Below are 15,769 nucleotides of genomic sequence, written 5' to 3'. Positions count from 1 at the left end.
TTCTCATGACTACGTCCCAGGCCCAGCTGGTAGAGGCGCTGCGTGCTTCCCTGAAGGAGACCGAGCAGCTCCGGCAGCAAAACCGGCAATTGATCAACAGCGGCTCGGAACCCATCGCCATCGTCGGGATGAGCTGCCGGTACCCCGGGGGCGCCGGCAACCCGGAGGAACTGTGGCGGATCGCCTTCCAGGGCATCGACGCGGTGACGCCCTTCCCGGAGGACCGCGGCTGGGACGTGACGGATCTGTACGACCCGGATTCTGATCGTCCCGGCACGGTCGCCTGCCGCGAGGGCGGCTTCGTACCCGACGCCGGGGACTTCGACGCCGCCTTCTTCGGGATCTCGCCGCGCGAGGCGTTGGCCATGGACCCGCAACAGCGGATGCTGCTGGAGGCGTCCTGGGAAGCGTTCGAGTCCGCCGGGATCGACGTGACGACCCTGCGGGAGAGCCGGACCGGCGTGTTCACCGGCGTGATGAGCTCGGACTACCTGGCCAACCTGGCAGGCGCGCCGGAGAGCGTCGAGGGCTACGTGAGCACCGGCAACTCCGGCAGCGTGGCCTCCGGGCGGATCTCGTACACGTTCGGTTTCGAGGGCCCGGCGGTCAGCGTCGACACCGCCTGCTCGTCGTCGCTGGTCGCGCTGCACCTGGCGTTGCAGGCGCTGCGGCGTGGCGAGTGCGCTCTCGCGCTTGCTGGCGGCGTGACGGTGATGGCCAGCCCGGACACCTTCATCGAGTTCTCCCGGCAGCGTGGTCTCGCGGCGGACGGCCGGTGCAAGGCGTTCGCGAACGCGGCGGACGGCACCGGGTGGTCGGAGGGCGTCGGGATGCTGCTCGTCGAGCGACTCTCGGACGCCCGCCGCAACGGTCACCGAATCTTGGCGGTGGTGCGTGGTTCGGCGGTGAATCAGGACGGCGCGTCGAATGGTTTGACCGCGCCGAATGGTCCGTCGCAGCAGCGAGTGATCCGGCAGGCCCTGGCGAATGCCGGGCTGTCCCCGGCTGAGGTCGACGTGGTCGAGGCGCACGGCACGGGCACCCGGCTGGGTGATCCGATCGAGGCGCAGGCGCTGTTGGCGACGTACGGACAGGACCGGTCCGAACCGTTGTGGTTGGGCTCGATCAAATCCAATATTGGTCACTCGCAGGCCGCGGCGGGTGTCGCGGGGATCATCAAGATGATCCAGGCTTTCCGGTACGACGTCCTGCCGAAGACCCTGCACGTCGACGAGCCGACAGCGCAGGTGGACTGGTCGTCCGGGGCGGTGTCCCTGCTGACCGAGCAGCGGCCGTGGCCTCGGGGTGAGCGTCCGCGTCGAGCCGGTGTCTCGTCGTTCGGCATGAGCGGCACCAATGCGCACGTGATTTTGGAAGAGGCGCCTGCCGTGGCGGAGGTGGCCTCGGAGTCTTCGGTGTCGGCGCCGGTGCCGTGGGTGTTGTCGGCGAGGTCCGAGGCGGCTCTGCGGGACCAGGCCGGCCGGCTCAGCGATTTCGTTGCCGCACATCCGGAGATCTCTCCGGTCGATATCGGGTGGACGTTGGCCGGTCGGGCTCGTTTCGAGCATCGTGCGGTGCTCGACGCTGGTTCGTTTGAGGTGTCGCCGCGGGTGGCGGTGGAGGCGCGGTTGGGGGTGATGTTCACCGGTCAGGGCAGTCAGCGCCTGGGTATGGGTCGGGGTTTGTATGACACGTTCCCGGTGTTCGCGGCGGCGTTCGATGAGGTGTGCGATCTGCTCCCGGGTGATCTCAAGTCGGTGGTCTTCGGCGACGACCCCGACCTGTTGAACAACACGGAGTACGCGCAGCCGGCGTTGTTCGCCGTCGAGGTGGCGTTGTTCCGGCTTGCGGAGTCGTGGGGCGTGCGCCCGCAGGTGTTGTTGGGTCATTCGGTGGGGGAGATCGTCGCTGCGCATGTCGCGGGTGTGTTCTCTCTGGCGGATGCGTGCGTGTTGATTAGCGCGCGTGGTCGGTTGATGGCGGCTCTGCCTGCGGGTGGGGCGATGGCCGCGATCGGCCTTGACGAGGCGACGGTCGCTGCTGTCATTGGTGAGCGGGTGCAGATCGCCGCCGTGAATGGCCCCACCTCGGTCGTGATCTCCGGCGACGAGGAAGCGGTCGAGGAGTTGGTGGGGCGGTGGCGTGCTGAGGGTGTGCGGGTGCGCCGCTTGGCGGTGAGTCACGCATTCCATTCGCATCTGATGGAGCCGATGCTCGCCGAGTTCACCACGGTTCTGGAAGGCCTGACGTTCGGGTCCGCGCGCCTGCCGGTGGTGTCGAACCTGACGGGTGAGGTTTCGGACTGCGCTTCGGTTGAGTACTGGGTGCGGCATGTGCGGGAAGCGGTCCGCTTCGCCGACAGCCTGGCGACGGTTGCGGGTATGGGTGTGACCGCCCTGTTGGAGTTGGGCCCCGACGGTGTGTTGTCGGCGATGGCGGATGACACGTTCGCGGTCGCTGCTCTGCGGGATGGTCGTGATGAGGCGGAGTCGTTCACTGCCGCGTTGGGTCGTCTGCACGAGGTGGGTGTGGAGCTGGACTGGGCTGGGATGTTCGCCGGCCGTGGGGCGAAGCTCGTCGACCTGCCGACCTACGCGTTCGAACACCGCCGCTACTGGGCGACCTCCCCAGCCGGCCAGGGTGACGCCGCCGAACTCGGCCTGGACGTCACCGGCCACCCACTGCTCGGCGCCGCGGTCACCGTCCCCGGCACGGACACGGTGATCCTCACCGGCCGCGTCCCCGCCCAGGCACACTCCTGGCTCTCCGGCGGCGGCGCGCTCCTGGACCTGGTGGTGCACGCCGGCGACCAGGTCGGCTGCGGCACGGTCCGGCAGTTGACCATCGACGGGCCGCTGACGTCCGCAGCTGGCCGGACCCTCGCGATCCGCGCGATCGTCGACGGCCCGAGCCCGGACGGCTCGCGCCCGGTGACGGTCTTCTCCCGTCCGGCCGCCGACGTGCCGTGGACCCGGCACGCGCAGGGCACGGTCGTACCGGCACCGGCCTCCGTCCCCGCCTGGCCCGGCGACGACGGCGCGGTCGAAGTGACCCTGCCGGAGTCGGTGCCGGCCGAGGGCTTCGGGCTGCATCCGGCGCTGCTGGACGAGGCGCTGCCCGGCGCCGCGGTCGAGTGGCACAACTTCACGCTGTACGCCGTGGGCGCGACGGCGCTCCGGGTCCGTGCGGTGCCCGTCGACGGCGGCGTGTCGCTGCTGCTGGCCGATCGGACCGGCGCCGTGGTGGCGTCGGTGGACCGAGTCGTGCTCGGCGACCTGCGTCCGGTCGGGCAGGTGACGGACTCGCTGTTCGGCGTCGAGTGGGACGAGGTCGCGCCCGCGTCAGGGGCTGGTGTCGCCGACGTCGTGGTCGTCACGATCGCCGAGGACCCGGCCGATGACGTGGTCGCGGCCGTGCACACCGGGGCTGCGGAGGCGCTCGCCGCCGTGCAGCGGTGGCTGGCCGACGACGCGCGGACCAACTCTCGGCTGCTGTTCGTGGCCCGCGGGCCCGGCCTGGTGCAGGCGGCCGTGTGGGGTCTGGTGCGCTCGGCGCAGAACGAGAACCCGGACCAGTTTCTGCTGCTCGACACCGGTGGCGTGCCCGTCACCGAGGAACTGCTGACCACTGTCGCGGCTGCGGGCGAGACGGAACTGCGGTTGCGGGCCGGCGCGCTGCAGGCACCGCGGCTGGTCCGGGCGACCGCCGAGCCGGCGCCGGTGGAGTTGCCCGGGACGGTGCTGGTCACCGGCGGCACCGGGGCGCTGGGCGCGTTGGTGGCGCGGCATCTGGTGACTGCCTATGGCGTACGAAATCTGGTGTTGACGAGTCGTCGCGGTCTCGCTGCGCCGGACGCGGAGCAACTGGTCGCGGACCTCGCGGAGTCAGGCGCGTCAGCACGTGTGGTTGCTTGCGACGTCGCCGACCGGGCGGCGGTGGCGGGACTGCTCGCCGGAATCACGGACCTGGTGGGAGTGGTCCATACCGCGGGCGTGGTGCACGACGGCGTGGTCACCTCGCTGACGCCGGAGCGGCTGGACCGGGTGTTCGCGCCCAAGGTCGACGCGGCCCACCACCTGCATGAACTGACCGCCGAGCGGAATCTGCGGATGTTCGTGGTGTTCTCGTCGTCGGCCGGCCTGTTCGGTGACGCGGGGCAGGGCAACTATGCGGCGGCGAACAGTTTCCTGGACGAGCTGGCGCGCCAGCGTCGCGCGGCCGGGCTCGCGGGGCTTTCGCTGCAGTGGGGCCTGTGGGAGCAGTCGTCGGGGATCACCGGTCACCTGACGTCGGCGGATATCGATCGGATCCGGCGCGCGGGCATGCGGCCACTGGAGTCGAAGCAGGCCCTCGCCCTGTTCGACACCGCGCTCGGAGGAAACACGCCAGTTCTGGCGCCGATGAACCTCGACCCGGCGGTCGCGCGCGGCGCGGGCGGCGGACTTCTGGCCGGCTTCGCCACGCGGCCCGCCCGCCGGGTCGTCAGCACGGTGACCGCGGCGGGCGACACGTCGCTCAAGGGGCGGTTGGCGACGCTGCCGCGGACCGAGCAGCAGGAGACGGTCTCCCATCTGGTTCGCACAGAGGTGGCCGGAGTCCTCGGATTCGCCGGCACTGACGAGGTGCCCTCCGGGCGCTCGTTCAAGGAGCTCGGGTTCGACTCGCTGACGGCGGTCGAGCTGCGGAACCGGCTGAGTGTGGTGACCGGGCTGCGGCTTCCGGCGACGGTGGTGTTCGACTATCCGTCGGTGGCGGCGCTGGCCGATTTTCTGCTGGTGGAACTGGTCGGCGGAGCGGCTCCCGTGGTGCACGAGGTGCGGGCGGGCGCGGTGGCCGACGAGCCGGTGGTGATCGTCGGAATCGGCTGCCGGTTCCCGGGCGGAATCACCTCGGCGGACGACCTGTGGCAAATGGCCGCCGACGGCAGGGAGACCCTCACCGCCTTCCCAGCCGATCGCGGCTGGGACGTCGAGCGGCTCTACAACCCGGATCCGGACCAACCCGGATCGACGTACGTGACGGTCGGCGGCTTCGTCGACGCCAGCGCGTTCGACCCCGGCTTCTTCGGGATCTCACCACGTGAGGCGCTGGCCATGGACCCGCAGCAGCGGTTGCTGCTGGAGGCGTCCTGGGAGGCGTTCGAGGCCGCCGGGATCGACGTGACGACGCTACGGGGCAGCCGGACCGGCGTCTTCGCCGGCGTGATGAGCTCGGACTACTACTCGGACTTCAGCACCCTCCCGGACGGGCTTGAGGGCTACCTCGGCGTTGGCAACGCGGGCAGCGTGGCCTCGGGGCGGATCTCGTACACGTTCGGTTTCGAGGGCCCGGCGGTCAGCGTCGACACCGCCTGCTCGTCGTCGCTGGTGGCGCTGCACCTGGCCGCGCAGTCGCTGAGTCGTGGGGAGTGTGACCTGGCCCTGACCGGCGGCGTGACGGTGATGGCCAGCCCGGACACCTTCGTGGACTTCTCCCGGCAGCGTGGTCTCGCCGCGGACGGCCGGTGCAAGGCGTTCGCGAACGCGGCGGACGGCACCGGCTGGTCCGAGGGCGTCGGGATGCTGCTCGTCGAGCGACTCTCGGACGCCCGCCGCAACGGACACCGAATCTTGGCGGTGGTGCGGGGTTCGGCGGTGAATCAGGACGGCGCCTCGAATGGTTTGACGGCGCCGAATGGTCCGTCGCAGCAGCGGGTGATCCGGCAGGCATTGGCGAATGCGGGGCTGTCCCCGGCTGAGGTCGACGTGGTGGAGGCGCATGGCACGGGGACCCGGTTGGGTGATCCGATCGAGGCGCAGGCGTTGTTGGCGACGTATGGGCAGGATCGGTCGGAGCCGTTGTGGTTGGGGTCGGTCAAGTCGAACCTGGGTCACACGCAGGCGGCTGCCGGGGTGGCTGGGGTCATCAAGATGGTGCAGGCGATGCGGCATGAGGTGTTGCCGCGGACCCTGCATGTAGATGAGCCGTCGCCGCATGTGGACTGGTCGTCGGGTGCGGTGTCGTTGTTGACCGAGTCGCGGCCGTGGCCGGCGACGGATCGTCCGCGTCGGGCTGGTGTGTCGTCGTTCGGGATCAGTGGGACGAACGCGCACGTGATTTTGGAAGAGGCGCCCGCCGTGGCGGAGGTGGCCTCGGTGTCTTCGGTGTCGGCGCCGGTGCCGTGGGTGTTGTCGGCGAGGTCGGAGGCGGCTCTGCGGGATCAGGCCGGCCGGCTCAGCGATTTCGTTGCCGCACATCCGGAAATCTCTCCGGTCGACATCGGGTGGACGTTGGCCGGTCGAACCCGTTTCGAGCACCGTGCGGTGCTCGACGCTGGTTCGTTTGAGGTGTCGCCTCGGGTGGCGGTGGAGGCGCGGTTGGGGGTGATGTTCACCGGCCAGGGCAGTCAGCGCCTCGGTATGGGTCGGGGTCTGTATGACACGTTCCCGGTGTTCGCCGCCGCGTTCGACGAGGTATGCGACCTGCTCGCGGGTGATCTCAAGTCGGTCGTCTTCGGCGACGACCCCGACCTGTTGAACAACACCGAGTACGCGCAGCCAGCATTGTTCGCCGTCGAGGTGGCGTTGTTCCGGCTTGCGGAGTCATGGGGTGTGCGTCCGCAGGTGCTGCTCGGCCACTCAGTGGGGGAGATCGTCGCCGCACACGTTGCGGGCGTCTTCTCCCTGGCGGATGCGTGCGCGTTGATCGCGGCGCGTGGTCGGTTGATGGCGGCTCTGCCTGCGGGTGGGGCGATGGCCGCGATCGGCCTTGACGAGGCGACGGTCGCTGCTGTCACAGATGAGCGGGTGCAGATCGCCGCCGTGAACGGCCCCACCTCGGTCGTGATCTCCGGCGACGAGGAAGCTGTTGAGGCGCTGGTGGGGCGGTGGCGTGCTGAGGGTGTGCGGGTGCGCCGCTTGGCGGTGAGTCACGCGTTCCATTCGCATTTGATGGAGCCGATGCTGGCGGAGTTCACCACGGTGTTGGAGGGCCTGACGTTCGGGGCGGCGCGCCTGCCGGTGGTGTCGAACCTGACCGGTGAGGTCTCGGACTGCGGTTCGGTTGAGTACTGGGTGCGGCACGTGCGGGAAGCGGTCCGCTTCGCCGACAGTCTGAGCACGGTCGCGAGCATGGGTGTGACCGCGCTGCTGGAGTTGGGTCCCGACGGTGTGCTGTCCGCGATGGTCGACGACACGTTCGCGGTCGCTGCTCTGCGGGACGGCCGTGATGAGGCGGAGTCGTTCACTGCCGCGTTGGGTCGTCTGCACGAGGTGGGGGTGGAGCTGGACTGGGCTGGTGTCTTCGCCGGCCGCGGCGGCAAGCTGGTAGACCTGCCCGGGTACGCCTTCCAACACCAGGAGTACTGGCTGCACCAGGCCGCCGCGACCGGTGACGCGACCCAGATCGGTCTCACCGTCAGCGACCACCCTCTGTTCGGGGCGATCGTGCTGTCCCCGGACGGCGACGCCGTACAGCTGACCGGCCGGCTCACCCGTCAAACCGTCTCGTGGGCGGACGACCACCGGATCGGCGACGCCGTCGTGCTCCCCACCTCCGCGCTGGTCGACCTGGCCGTGTACGCCGGTGACCAGATCGGCGTTGGCACCGTCGACGCGCTGACCGTCGAGGCGCCGCTGACACTTCCCGACAGTGGTGGATTGTCCCTGCGGGTCGGTGTCGACGCCGGCCACCAGGTGACCGTGCATTCCAAGGCCGACGGTGACGAGGTCTGGGTCCGGCACGCGGTCGGGACCGTACGCCCGGCACCGGCCACGGTTCCGGCCGGGTTGACCGCCTGGCCGCCGCCCGGTGGCGAGCAGATCGACGTCGACGACCTGTACGCGGCTCTCACTGGAGCCGGTGTCGAGCATGGTCCGGCGCTGCGGGGTGTGCGGGCCGCCTGGCGGCACGGCGTCGACCTGTACGCCGAGGTAGCCCTGCCCTCGTCGGTCGAGCTGGCTGGCTTCGCCCTGCACCCGGCACTGCTCGATGCCGCCCTGCACCTGGTGGTCGCCGAGCAGTCCACGACGGGCGTCCGGCTACCGTCGGAGTGGACCGGCTTCACCCTGTACGCGCAGGACGCGACCGACCTGCGGGTACGGATCAGCCCGGTGGAGGACGGCGTCTCCCTGCAGGTCGCCGACGGGACCGGGGCTCCGGTGGCCACGGCGGAGCGCATCCGGTTGGCCGACGTCACGGCCGGCGCACCACGTCGTAGCAGCGAGTCGCTGTTCACCGTCGACTGGGTGGGAGCAGAGGAGTTCGACGCGACCCTGGACGGGTCGTGGGCGGTGCTCGGCGTCGATCATCTGAATCTGCACGCCGTGCTGAAGGAAGCAGGCGTCGAGGCTGCCGTGCACACCGACCTCGATGCTCTGCTCGAATCGGCGGTGCCCGGCACGGTCGTGGCGCAGCTGGACGGCGAGTCCACCGGCGACATGGTGACCGCGGCGCACGCGGCGGCGGCCCGAGCGATGGCCCTGCTGCAGCGGTGGCTCACCGATGACCGCTGCGCCGACTCCCGCCTGATCCTGGTGACGCGCGGCGCGGCCGGACTGGACGTCGACGACCTGGCGCACGCCACGGTGTGGGGTTTGGTGCGTTCGGCGCAGAACGAGAACCCGGACCGCTTCGTGTTGCTCGACGCGGGCGCCGAACCCGTTGGCGCTGGGTTGCTTTCGGCTGTTGTTGCGTCGGGTGAGTCGGAGTTGCGGGTGCGTGGGGGTGTGTTGGAGGTGCCGCGGTTGGTGCGGGCGGTGGTGGGTTCGGGTTCGGGTTCGGGGTTGGGGTTGGTGGGTGGTGGGGTGGTGTTGGTTACGGGTGGTACGGGGGCGTTGGGTGCGTTGGTGGCGCGGCATTTGGTGGTGGTTCATGGGGTGCGGGATTTGGTGTTGGTGAGTCGTCGTGGTGGTGGTGCGCCGGGGGCGTCGGAGTTGGTGGCGGAGTTGGTGGGGTTGGGGGCGTCGGTGCGGGTGGTGGCGTGTGATGTGGGGGATCGGGGGGAGTTGGCGGGTGTGGTGGGGGGGATTGTGGGTTTGCGGGGGGTGGTGCATACGGCGGGTGTGGTGGATGACGGTGTGGTGACGTCGTTGTCGGTGGGTCGGTTGGCGGGGGTGTTGGGGCCGAAGGTTGATGCGGCGTGGTATTTGCATGAGTTGACGGCTGGTTTGGGTTTGCAGTTTTTTGTGTTGTTTTCGTCGTCGGCGGGGTTGTTTGGTGATGCGGGGCAGGGTAGTTATGCGGCGGCGAATGTGTTTTTGGATGAGTTGGCGCGTCGGCGGCGGGCGGTTGGGCTTGCGGGGCTTTCGTTGCAGTGGGGGTTGTGGGAGGAGTCGTCGGGGATTACTGGTCATTTGACGCGGGCTGATTTTGATCGGATTCGGCGTGCGGGGATGCGGCCGTTGGAGTCGGGTCGGGCGCTTGCGTTGTTTGATGTTGCGCTTGGTGGTGGTCATCCGGTGCTCGCACCCATGCACCTCGACCTCGGCACCCTGCGGGCGAACGGACCGACCGCCCCGATCCTGCGCAAGCTCGTCGGGACCGGTGCCCGGCGGTCGGCCGCGGCGGCGATCGACGGACCGGGCCTGGCGGAGCGGCTCGCCGCGATGTCCCCGGCGCAGCGGCACAACGCCCTGCTCACCCTGGTCCGCACCCACGTCGCCGGGGTGCTCGGGCACACCTCCGTCGCGGCGGTGCCGCCGGAGCGGGCCTTCCGCGAGCTGGGCTTCGACTCGCTGACCGCAGTCGAGCTCCGCAACCGCCTCAACGCCGAGACCGGGCAGCGACTCAGCGCCACGCTGGTCTTCGACTACCCGACGCCGCTGGCCCTCGCCGAGCACCTCCTCGCCGAGGTGTTCGGCGCCCAGCAGGCCGGGCCAGGGTCGGTGCTGGCCGAGCTGGACCGCCTGGAATCACTGCTCGCGGGCTTGGAGGCGGACGGCGACGACGCCGACCGCATCGGCGATCGGCTGCGGACGCTGCTGGCCGAGTGGACCGGGAACCGGCGTACCGCGCCGGAGGAGCCCGTCGACGACCTGGCGTCTGCCGACGCCGACAAACTGCTCGACATCATTCAGCGGGAATTCGGTCGGTCCTGACCCCGGTGCCCGCTCCCCGCCGTAACTGAACAACCGATTGGTGGCCTGATCATGGCGCAGGACGACAAGCTGCTCGAGAACCTCAAGTTCATGACCGTCGAACTGCGCCGGACCCGGTCCCGGCTGGCGGAGGCCGAGGAGGCCGCGCGCGAGCCGATTGCGATCGTCGGCATGGCCTGCCGGTTCCCCGGCGGGGTGCGGTCGCCGGAAGACCTGTGGGACCTGGTGGCCGAGGGCGGCGACGCGATCGGCGAGTTCCCGGTGGGCCGTGGCTGGGACGTCGACGGCCTGTACGACCCGGACCCCGACAAGCCCGGCACCACGTACGTGCGGGAGGGCGGTTTCGTCGACGACGCGGACGGCTTCGACGCGTCGTTTTTCGGCATTTCCCCGCGCGAGGCTCTGGCGATGGACCCGCAACAGCGGCTGCTTCTGGAGACGAGCTGGGAGGCGCTGGAGCGCGCCGGCATCGACCCGTCCGAGCTGAAGGGCAGCTCCACCGGCGTCTACGTCGGCATGATCCACAACGACTACGGCTGGACGGTGCCGACGGTGCCCGCCGACATCGAGCCGTTCCTGTCGAACGGCAACATCAGCAGCGTCGCGTCCGGGCGGGTGGCGTACTGCCTGGGCCTGCAGGGGCCGGCTGTCACGCTGGACACCGCCTGCTCCTCGTCGCTGGTGACGCTGCACGTGGCAGCGCAGGCGCTACGGAACGGCGACTGCGACCTGGCGCTGGCCGGCGGTGTCACGATCATGTCGATGCCGGTGAACTTCACCGACTTCAGCCGCCAGCGCGGCTTGGCCCTGAACGGGCGGGTCAAGGCTTTCGCGACCGCGGCGGACGGCACCAACTGGGGCGAAGGCGTCGGCATGCTGGCACTGGAGCGGCTGTCGCAGGCGCGCCGCAACGGCCGCCGGATCCTCGCTGTCCTGAGTGGATCGGCGATCAACCAGGACGGTGCGTCGAACGGCCTGACCGCGCCGAACGGCCCGTCGCAACGGCGGGTCATCCGGCAGGCGTTGGCGAACGCGGGGCTGTCGCCGGTTGACGTGGACGCGGTGGAGGCGCACGGCACCGGGACCCGGTTGGGTGACCCGATCGAGGCGCAGGCGCTGTTGGCCACCTATGGGCAGGACCGTCCGCAGGGGCGGCCGTTGTGGCTGGGTTCGATCAAGTCGAACATCGGGCACACCCAGGCCGCGGCCGGCGTCGCCGGTGTGATCAAGATGGTGATGGCGCTGCGGCACGAGGTGCTGCCCGAGACGCTGCACGTGGACGAGCCGACGACGCAGGTGGACTGGTCGGCGGGTGAGGTGTCGCTGCTGACCGAGCCGCAGCCGTGGCCCCGGACCGAGCGTCCGCGCCGGGCGGGTGTCTCGTCGTTCGGCATCAGCGGGACGAACGCGCACGTGATCGTCGAAGAGGCCCCGGCCGTCGCCGCGCAGCCTGTCGAGGCCGGCGCCGAGCCGCCGCTGGCCACGGCCGTCGTGCCGTGGGTGCTCTCCGGCCGTTCCGAGGCCGCGCTGCGCGCGCAGGCCGAGCGCCTGGTCCGGTACGTCGAGCAGCGTCCCGACTTGGACGTCGCGGCGGTGGGCCGCGCTCTGGCCGGTAACCGGGCCGCCTTCGAGCACCGCGCCGTGGCCGTTGGCACCGACCGTGCCGAACTGCTCGCGGGCGTCCGGAGTGTCGCCTCTGGTGGTCCGGTGTCGGGTGTGGTGTCGGGTGTGGGTGGGGGTTCGGGGTGTGGGGTGGTTTTTGTTTTTCCGGGTCAGGGGTCGCAGTGGGTGGGGATGGCGGTGGAGTTGTTGGAGTCGTCTTCGGTGTTTGCGGGGGCGATGGGTGAGTGTGAGGTGGCGTTGTCGGAGTTTGTGGATTGGTCGTTGGTGGGGGTTTTGCGGGGGGTGGTGGGGGAGCCGTCGTTGGAGCGGGTAGATGTGGTGCAGCCGGTGTTGTGGGCGGTGATGGTGTCGTTGTCGCGGGTGTGGGCGGGGTTGGGTGTGGTGCCGTCGGTGGTGGTGGGTCATTCGCAGGGGGAGATTGCGGCGGCGGTGGTGGCGGGGGTGTTGTCGTTGCGGGATGGGGCGCGGGTGGTGGCGTTGCGGTCGCGGTTGTTGGTGGGGTTGGCCGGTGGTGGGGGGATGGTGTCGGTGGCGGCGGGTGTGGGTGTGGTGGAGGGGGTTTTGGGTCGGTGGGGTGGTGGGTTGTCGGTGGCGGTGGTGAATGGTCCGTCGTCGGTGGTGGTGTCGGGTGAGGTGGGGTTGTTGGCTGAGTTTGTGGGGTGGTGTGAGGGTGAGGGGGTGCGGGCGCGGTGGGTGCCGGTGGATTATGCGTCGCATTCGGCTCAGGTGGAGGTGTTGGAGTCGGAGTTGGTGGGGTTGTTGGGGTCGGTGTCGGGGGTTTCGGGGTCGGTGGCGATGGTGTCGTCGGTGTCGGGTGGGTTGGTGGATGGGTCGGAGTTGGGTGGGGGTTATTGGTATCGGAATTTGCGTGAGCGGGTGGATTTTGAGGGTGCGTTGGGTGTGGCGTTGGGGGTTGCGGGTGTGGGGTGTGTGGTGGTGGAGGTGTCGGCGCATCCGGTGTTGGTGATGGCGGTTCAGGATGTGGTGGAGGGTGTGGGTGGTGGGGTGTCGGTGGTGGGTTCGTTGCGGCGGGGTGAGGGTGGGGCGGGGCGGTTGTTGTTGTCGGCGGGTGAGGTTTTCGCGGCGGGTGTGGATGTGGATTGGTCGGGGGTGTTGGGTGTTGGTGGGTCGGTGGTGGATTTGCCGACGTATGCGTTTCAGCATCAACGCTTCTGGCTCGACGGTCCGGCCGCGGTCAGCGACGCGAAGGACCTCGGCCTGGAAGCCGTCGACCATCCGCTGCTGAGCGCCGCCGTCGCGCCCGCCGACTCGGACAGCCTCGTGCTCAGCGGACGGATCTCGCTGCGCACCCACCCATGGCTCGCCGAGCACGCCGTGCTGGGCAGCGTGCTGGTGCCCGGCACCGCTTTCGTCGACCTCGCCCTGCACGCCGGAGACCGGCTCGGCTGCGGCACTGTTGAGGAGCTCACCCTGCGGGCGCCGCTGGTGCTGCCCGCAGCCGGCGGAATCCGGCTGCAGGTCAGCGTCGAGGCCGCCGACAGTGACGGGCGGCGCGCGATCACCGTGCACTCCTGCCCGGACGACGACACCGATCCGGTCTGGACCTGCCACGCCGCTGGCACCCTCGCGCGCGGCGCGATCGTCGCCGACGACCTGACCAGTTGGCCGCCCGCCGGCGCCGAACCGCTCCCGGTCGACGGGGTGTACGAGCGCCTCGCCGGCCACGGCTACCAGTACGGCACGGTGTTCCAGGGGCTGCGCTCCGCCTGGCGGCACGACGGCGACCTGTACGCCGAAGTGGCGCTGCCGGACGCCGGAGCAACAGCCGGATTCGTGCTGCACCCGGCGCTGCTCGACGCCGCCCTGCACACCGTTCTGGTGGCCGCCGAGGCAGGCCCGGACCAGGACGTGCGGCTGCCGTTCTCCTGGGGCGGGGTGAGCGTGCACGCTACCGGCGCCGCCCGGCTACGGGTCCGCCTGCACGTCGACGACGACGGGCGGATCTCGTTGACCGCTGCGGACCCGACCGGCGCGCCGGTCGCCGTCGTCGAGGGGCTGTCCACCCGCCCAGTCACCGCCGGGCGCCTGGCCGCCGCGGGCGTCAACCTGCAGGACTCGCTGTTCCGCGTCGACTGGACCGCCCTGACGGCGGCCCCGGCCCGAGCCACGGTGTCCTACGCGATCCTGGGTGCCGGTGAGCTCACCGCCGCTCTCGGTGGTGCGGACGTACCGGAAACCGGCCCGGCCCCCGACGCCGTCTGCCTGGCCCTGGATCCGGAGCCGGTCGCGCCGACCACCGGCCTGCCGGAGCGGGCCCGGGCCGCCACCACGACCGTCCTGGAGACGGTCCAGGCGCTGCTCGCCGACGAGCGGCTCGCCGCGACCCGCCTGGTGATCCTGACCCGCGGCGCGGCCGGCCCGCAGGTCGGCGACCTGCCCGACGACCTGGTCCACGCCCCGGTCTGGGGTCTGATCCGCTCGGCCGAGTCGGAGAACCCCGGCCGATTCCTGCTGCTCGACGTCGGCGCCGATCTCCCGGACGGCGATCAACTGAGCGCGGCGCTGGCCTCCGGCGAACCCGAGTTGGCGCTGCGCGACGGCGTGCTGCACGCGCCCCGACTCGCCCGGACGGCGGCCGCCACCGAGCAGCCGGCCCTGGACCCGTCCGGCACCATGCTGATCACCGGTGGTACCGGCACCCTCGGTGCGCTGGTCGCCCGCCGTGCGGTCGCCGACTACGGCGCCCGGCGCCTGCTGCTGCTCAGCCGCCGCGGCCCGGCCGCCACCGGCGCCGCCGACCTGACCGCCGAGCTCGAGGCGGCCGGCGCGGACGTCACCGTGCTGGCCTGCGACACGGCCGATGAGACCGCGCTGGCCGCGGCGCTGGCCACGATCCCGGCGGACCGGCCGCTCACCGCGGTCGTCCACACGGCCGGTGACCTGGACGACGGGGTGCTCGGCTCGCTCACCCCGCAACGGCTCGACCGGGTGATGCGTCCCAAGGTCGACGCGGCGGTCCACCTGGACCGGCTCACCCGGGACCTGAAGCTCAGCGCGTTCGTGCTGTTCTCGTCGGCGGCCGGCGTCTTCGGCGGCCCGGGGCAGGGCAACTATGCGGCCGCGAACACGTTCCTGGACGCTCTGGCCCGGCACCGGCGTCGCGCCGGGCTGCCTGCGGTATCGCTGGCCTGGGGGCTCTGGGAGCAGCGCAGCGGACTCACCGGCGAGCTGGGCGAGGACGACCGGCGGCGGATCGCCGAGTCCGGGGTGGGCACGCTGCCGACCGCCGAAGGGCTGGCGCTGTTGGACGCCGGCTGGACGTCGGAGCAGGCGGTGGTCGTACCGGTGAAGCTTCAGCTGGCCCGGCTGCGGGCCCTGGCCGACCGCAGCGACCTTGCCCCGCTGATGCGTGGGCTGGTCCGCACCACGGCGCGGCGCGCTGCCGGCGGCGACGCCGAACCCGACGGCAACGCCCTCGCCCGGCGTCTCGCTGGGCTCGCCGAGACCGAACGCGCGAAGCTGCTGCAGGAGATGCTGCGTACGCACGTCGCCGCGGTGCTGGGCTTCGCCGGTCCACAGGACGTCACGCCCACTCGTGGCTTCCTCGACCTCGGCATCAACTCGCTGACCGCGCTGGAGCTGCGCAACCGGCTGAACGCGGCGACCGGACTGCGGCTGCCGGCCACCCTGATCTTCGACTACCCGTCCACCGACGCGCTCGCCGAGCACCTCGACAAGCAGCTGGTGGCCGGTGCCGGCGGCAGCGGCCGGACGGTGGTCCGAAAGGACCTGGAACGCCTGGAGTCGGCCCTGGCGGGCGCCGAGCTCGACGAGGCCGAGCAGGCCGAGATCACCCGGCGGCTGCAGGCGATCCTGGCTGGTCTGACCCGTAAGGACGCCGACGGTGACGTGGCCGCGCAACTCGACTCGGCCACCGACGACGAGATGTTCGCGCTGATCGACAACCAGCTCGGGGTGCTCTGACCGGCGGGCGGATCCTCGGGTGCGTAGGGGGACGGTTAGGGGTGTCAGCCATCCTGGACCGTCCCTTACGGTCGCATAGGAGAGCGAGCAGCCCCGACGGATCCCTGTTCTGACAAGGGAATTCG

At 70.7% G+C, this 15,769-nt stretch carries 2 protein-coding genes; both read left to right on the top strand.

All coding sequences use genetic code 11. The features are described 5' to 3' along the window. The first annotated feature begins 5 nt into the window (after window positions 1-5). Window positions 6-10,076 (top strand): SDR family NAD(P)-dependent oxidoreductase, encoded by a 10,071-nt coding sequence (locus tag HNR20_RS03175; protein ID WP_184176334.1) that lies wholly within the window; start codon window positions 6-8, stop codon window positions 10,074-10,076. A gap of 48 nt (window positions 10,077-10,124) precedes the next feature. Further along, on the top strand, window positions 10,125-15,644 hold the full coding sequence (locus HNR20_RS03170; RefSeq protein WP_375791643.1) for a type I polyketide synthase: 5,520 nt from the start codon (window positions 10,125-10,127) through the stop codon (window positions 15,642-15,644). Window positions 15,645-15,769 lie beyond the last annotated feature (125 nt).

The organism is Micromonospora parathelypteridis (assembly GCF_014201145.1).
Lineage (GTDB): Bacteria > Actinomycetota > Actinomycetes > Mycobacteriales > Micromonosporaceae > Micromonospora > Micromonospora parathelypteridis.
Note: the sequence above shows the minus strand (reverse complement) of the source record. Positions and strands in the feature narration are given on the sequence as shown.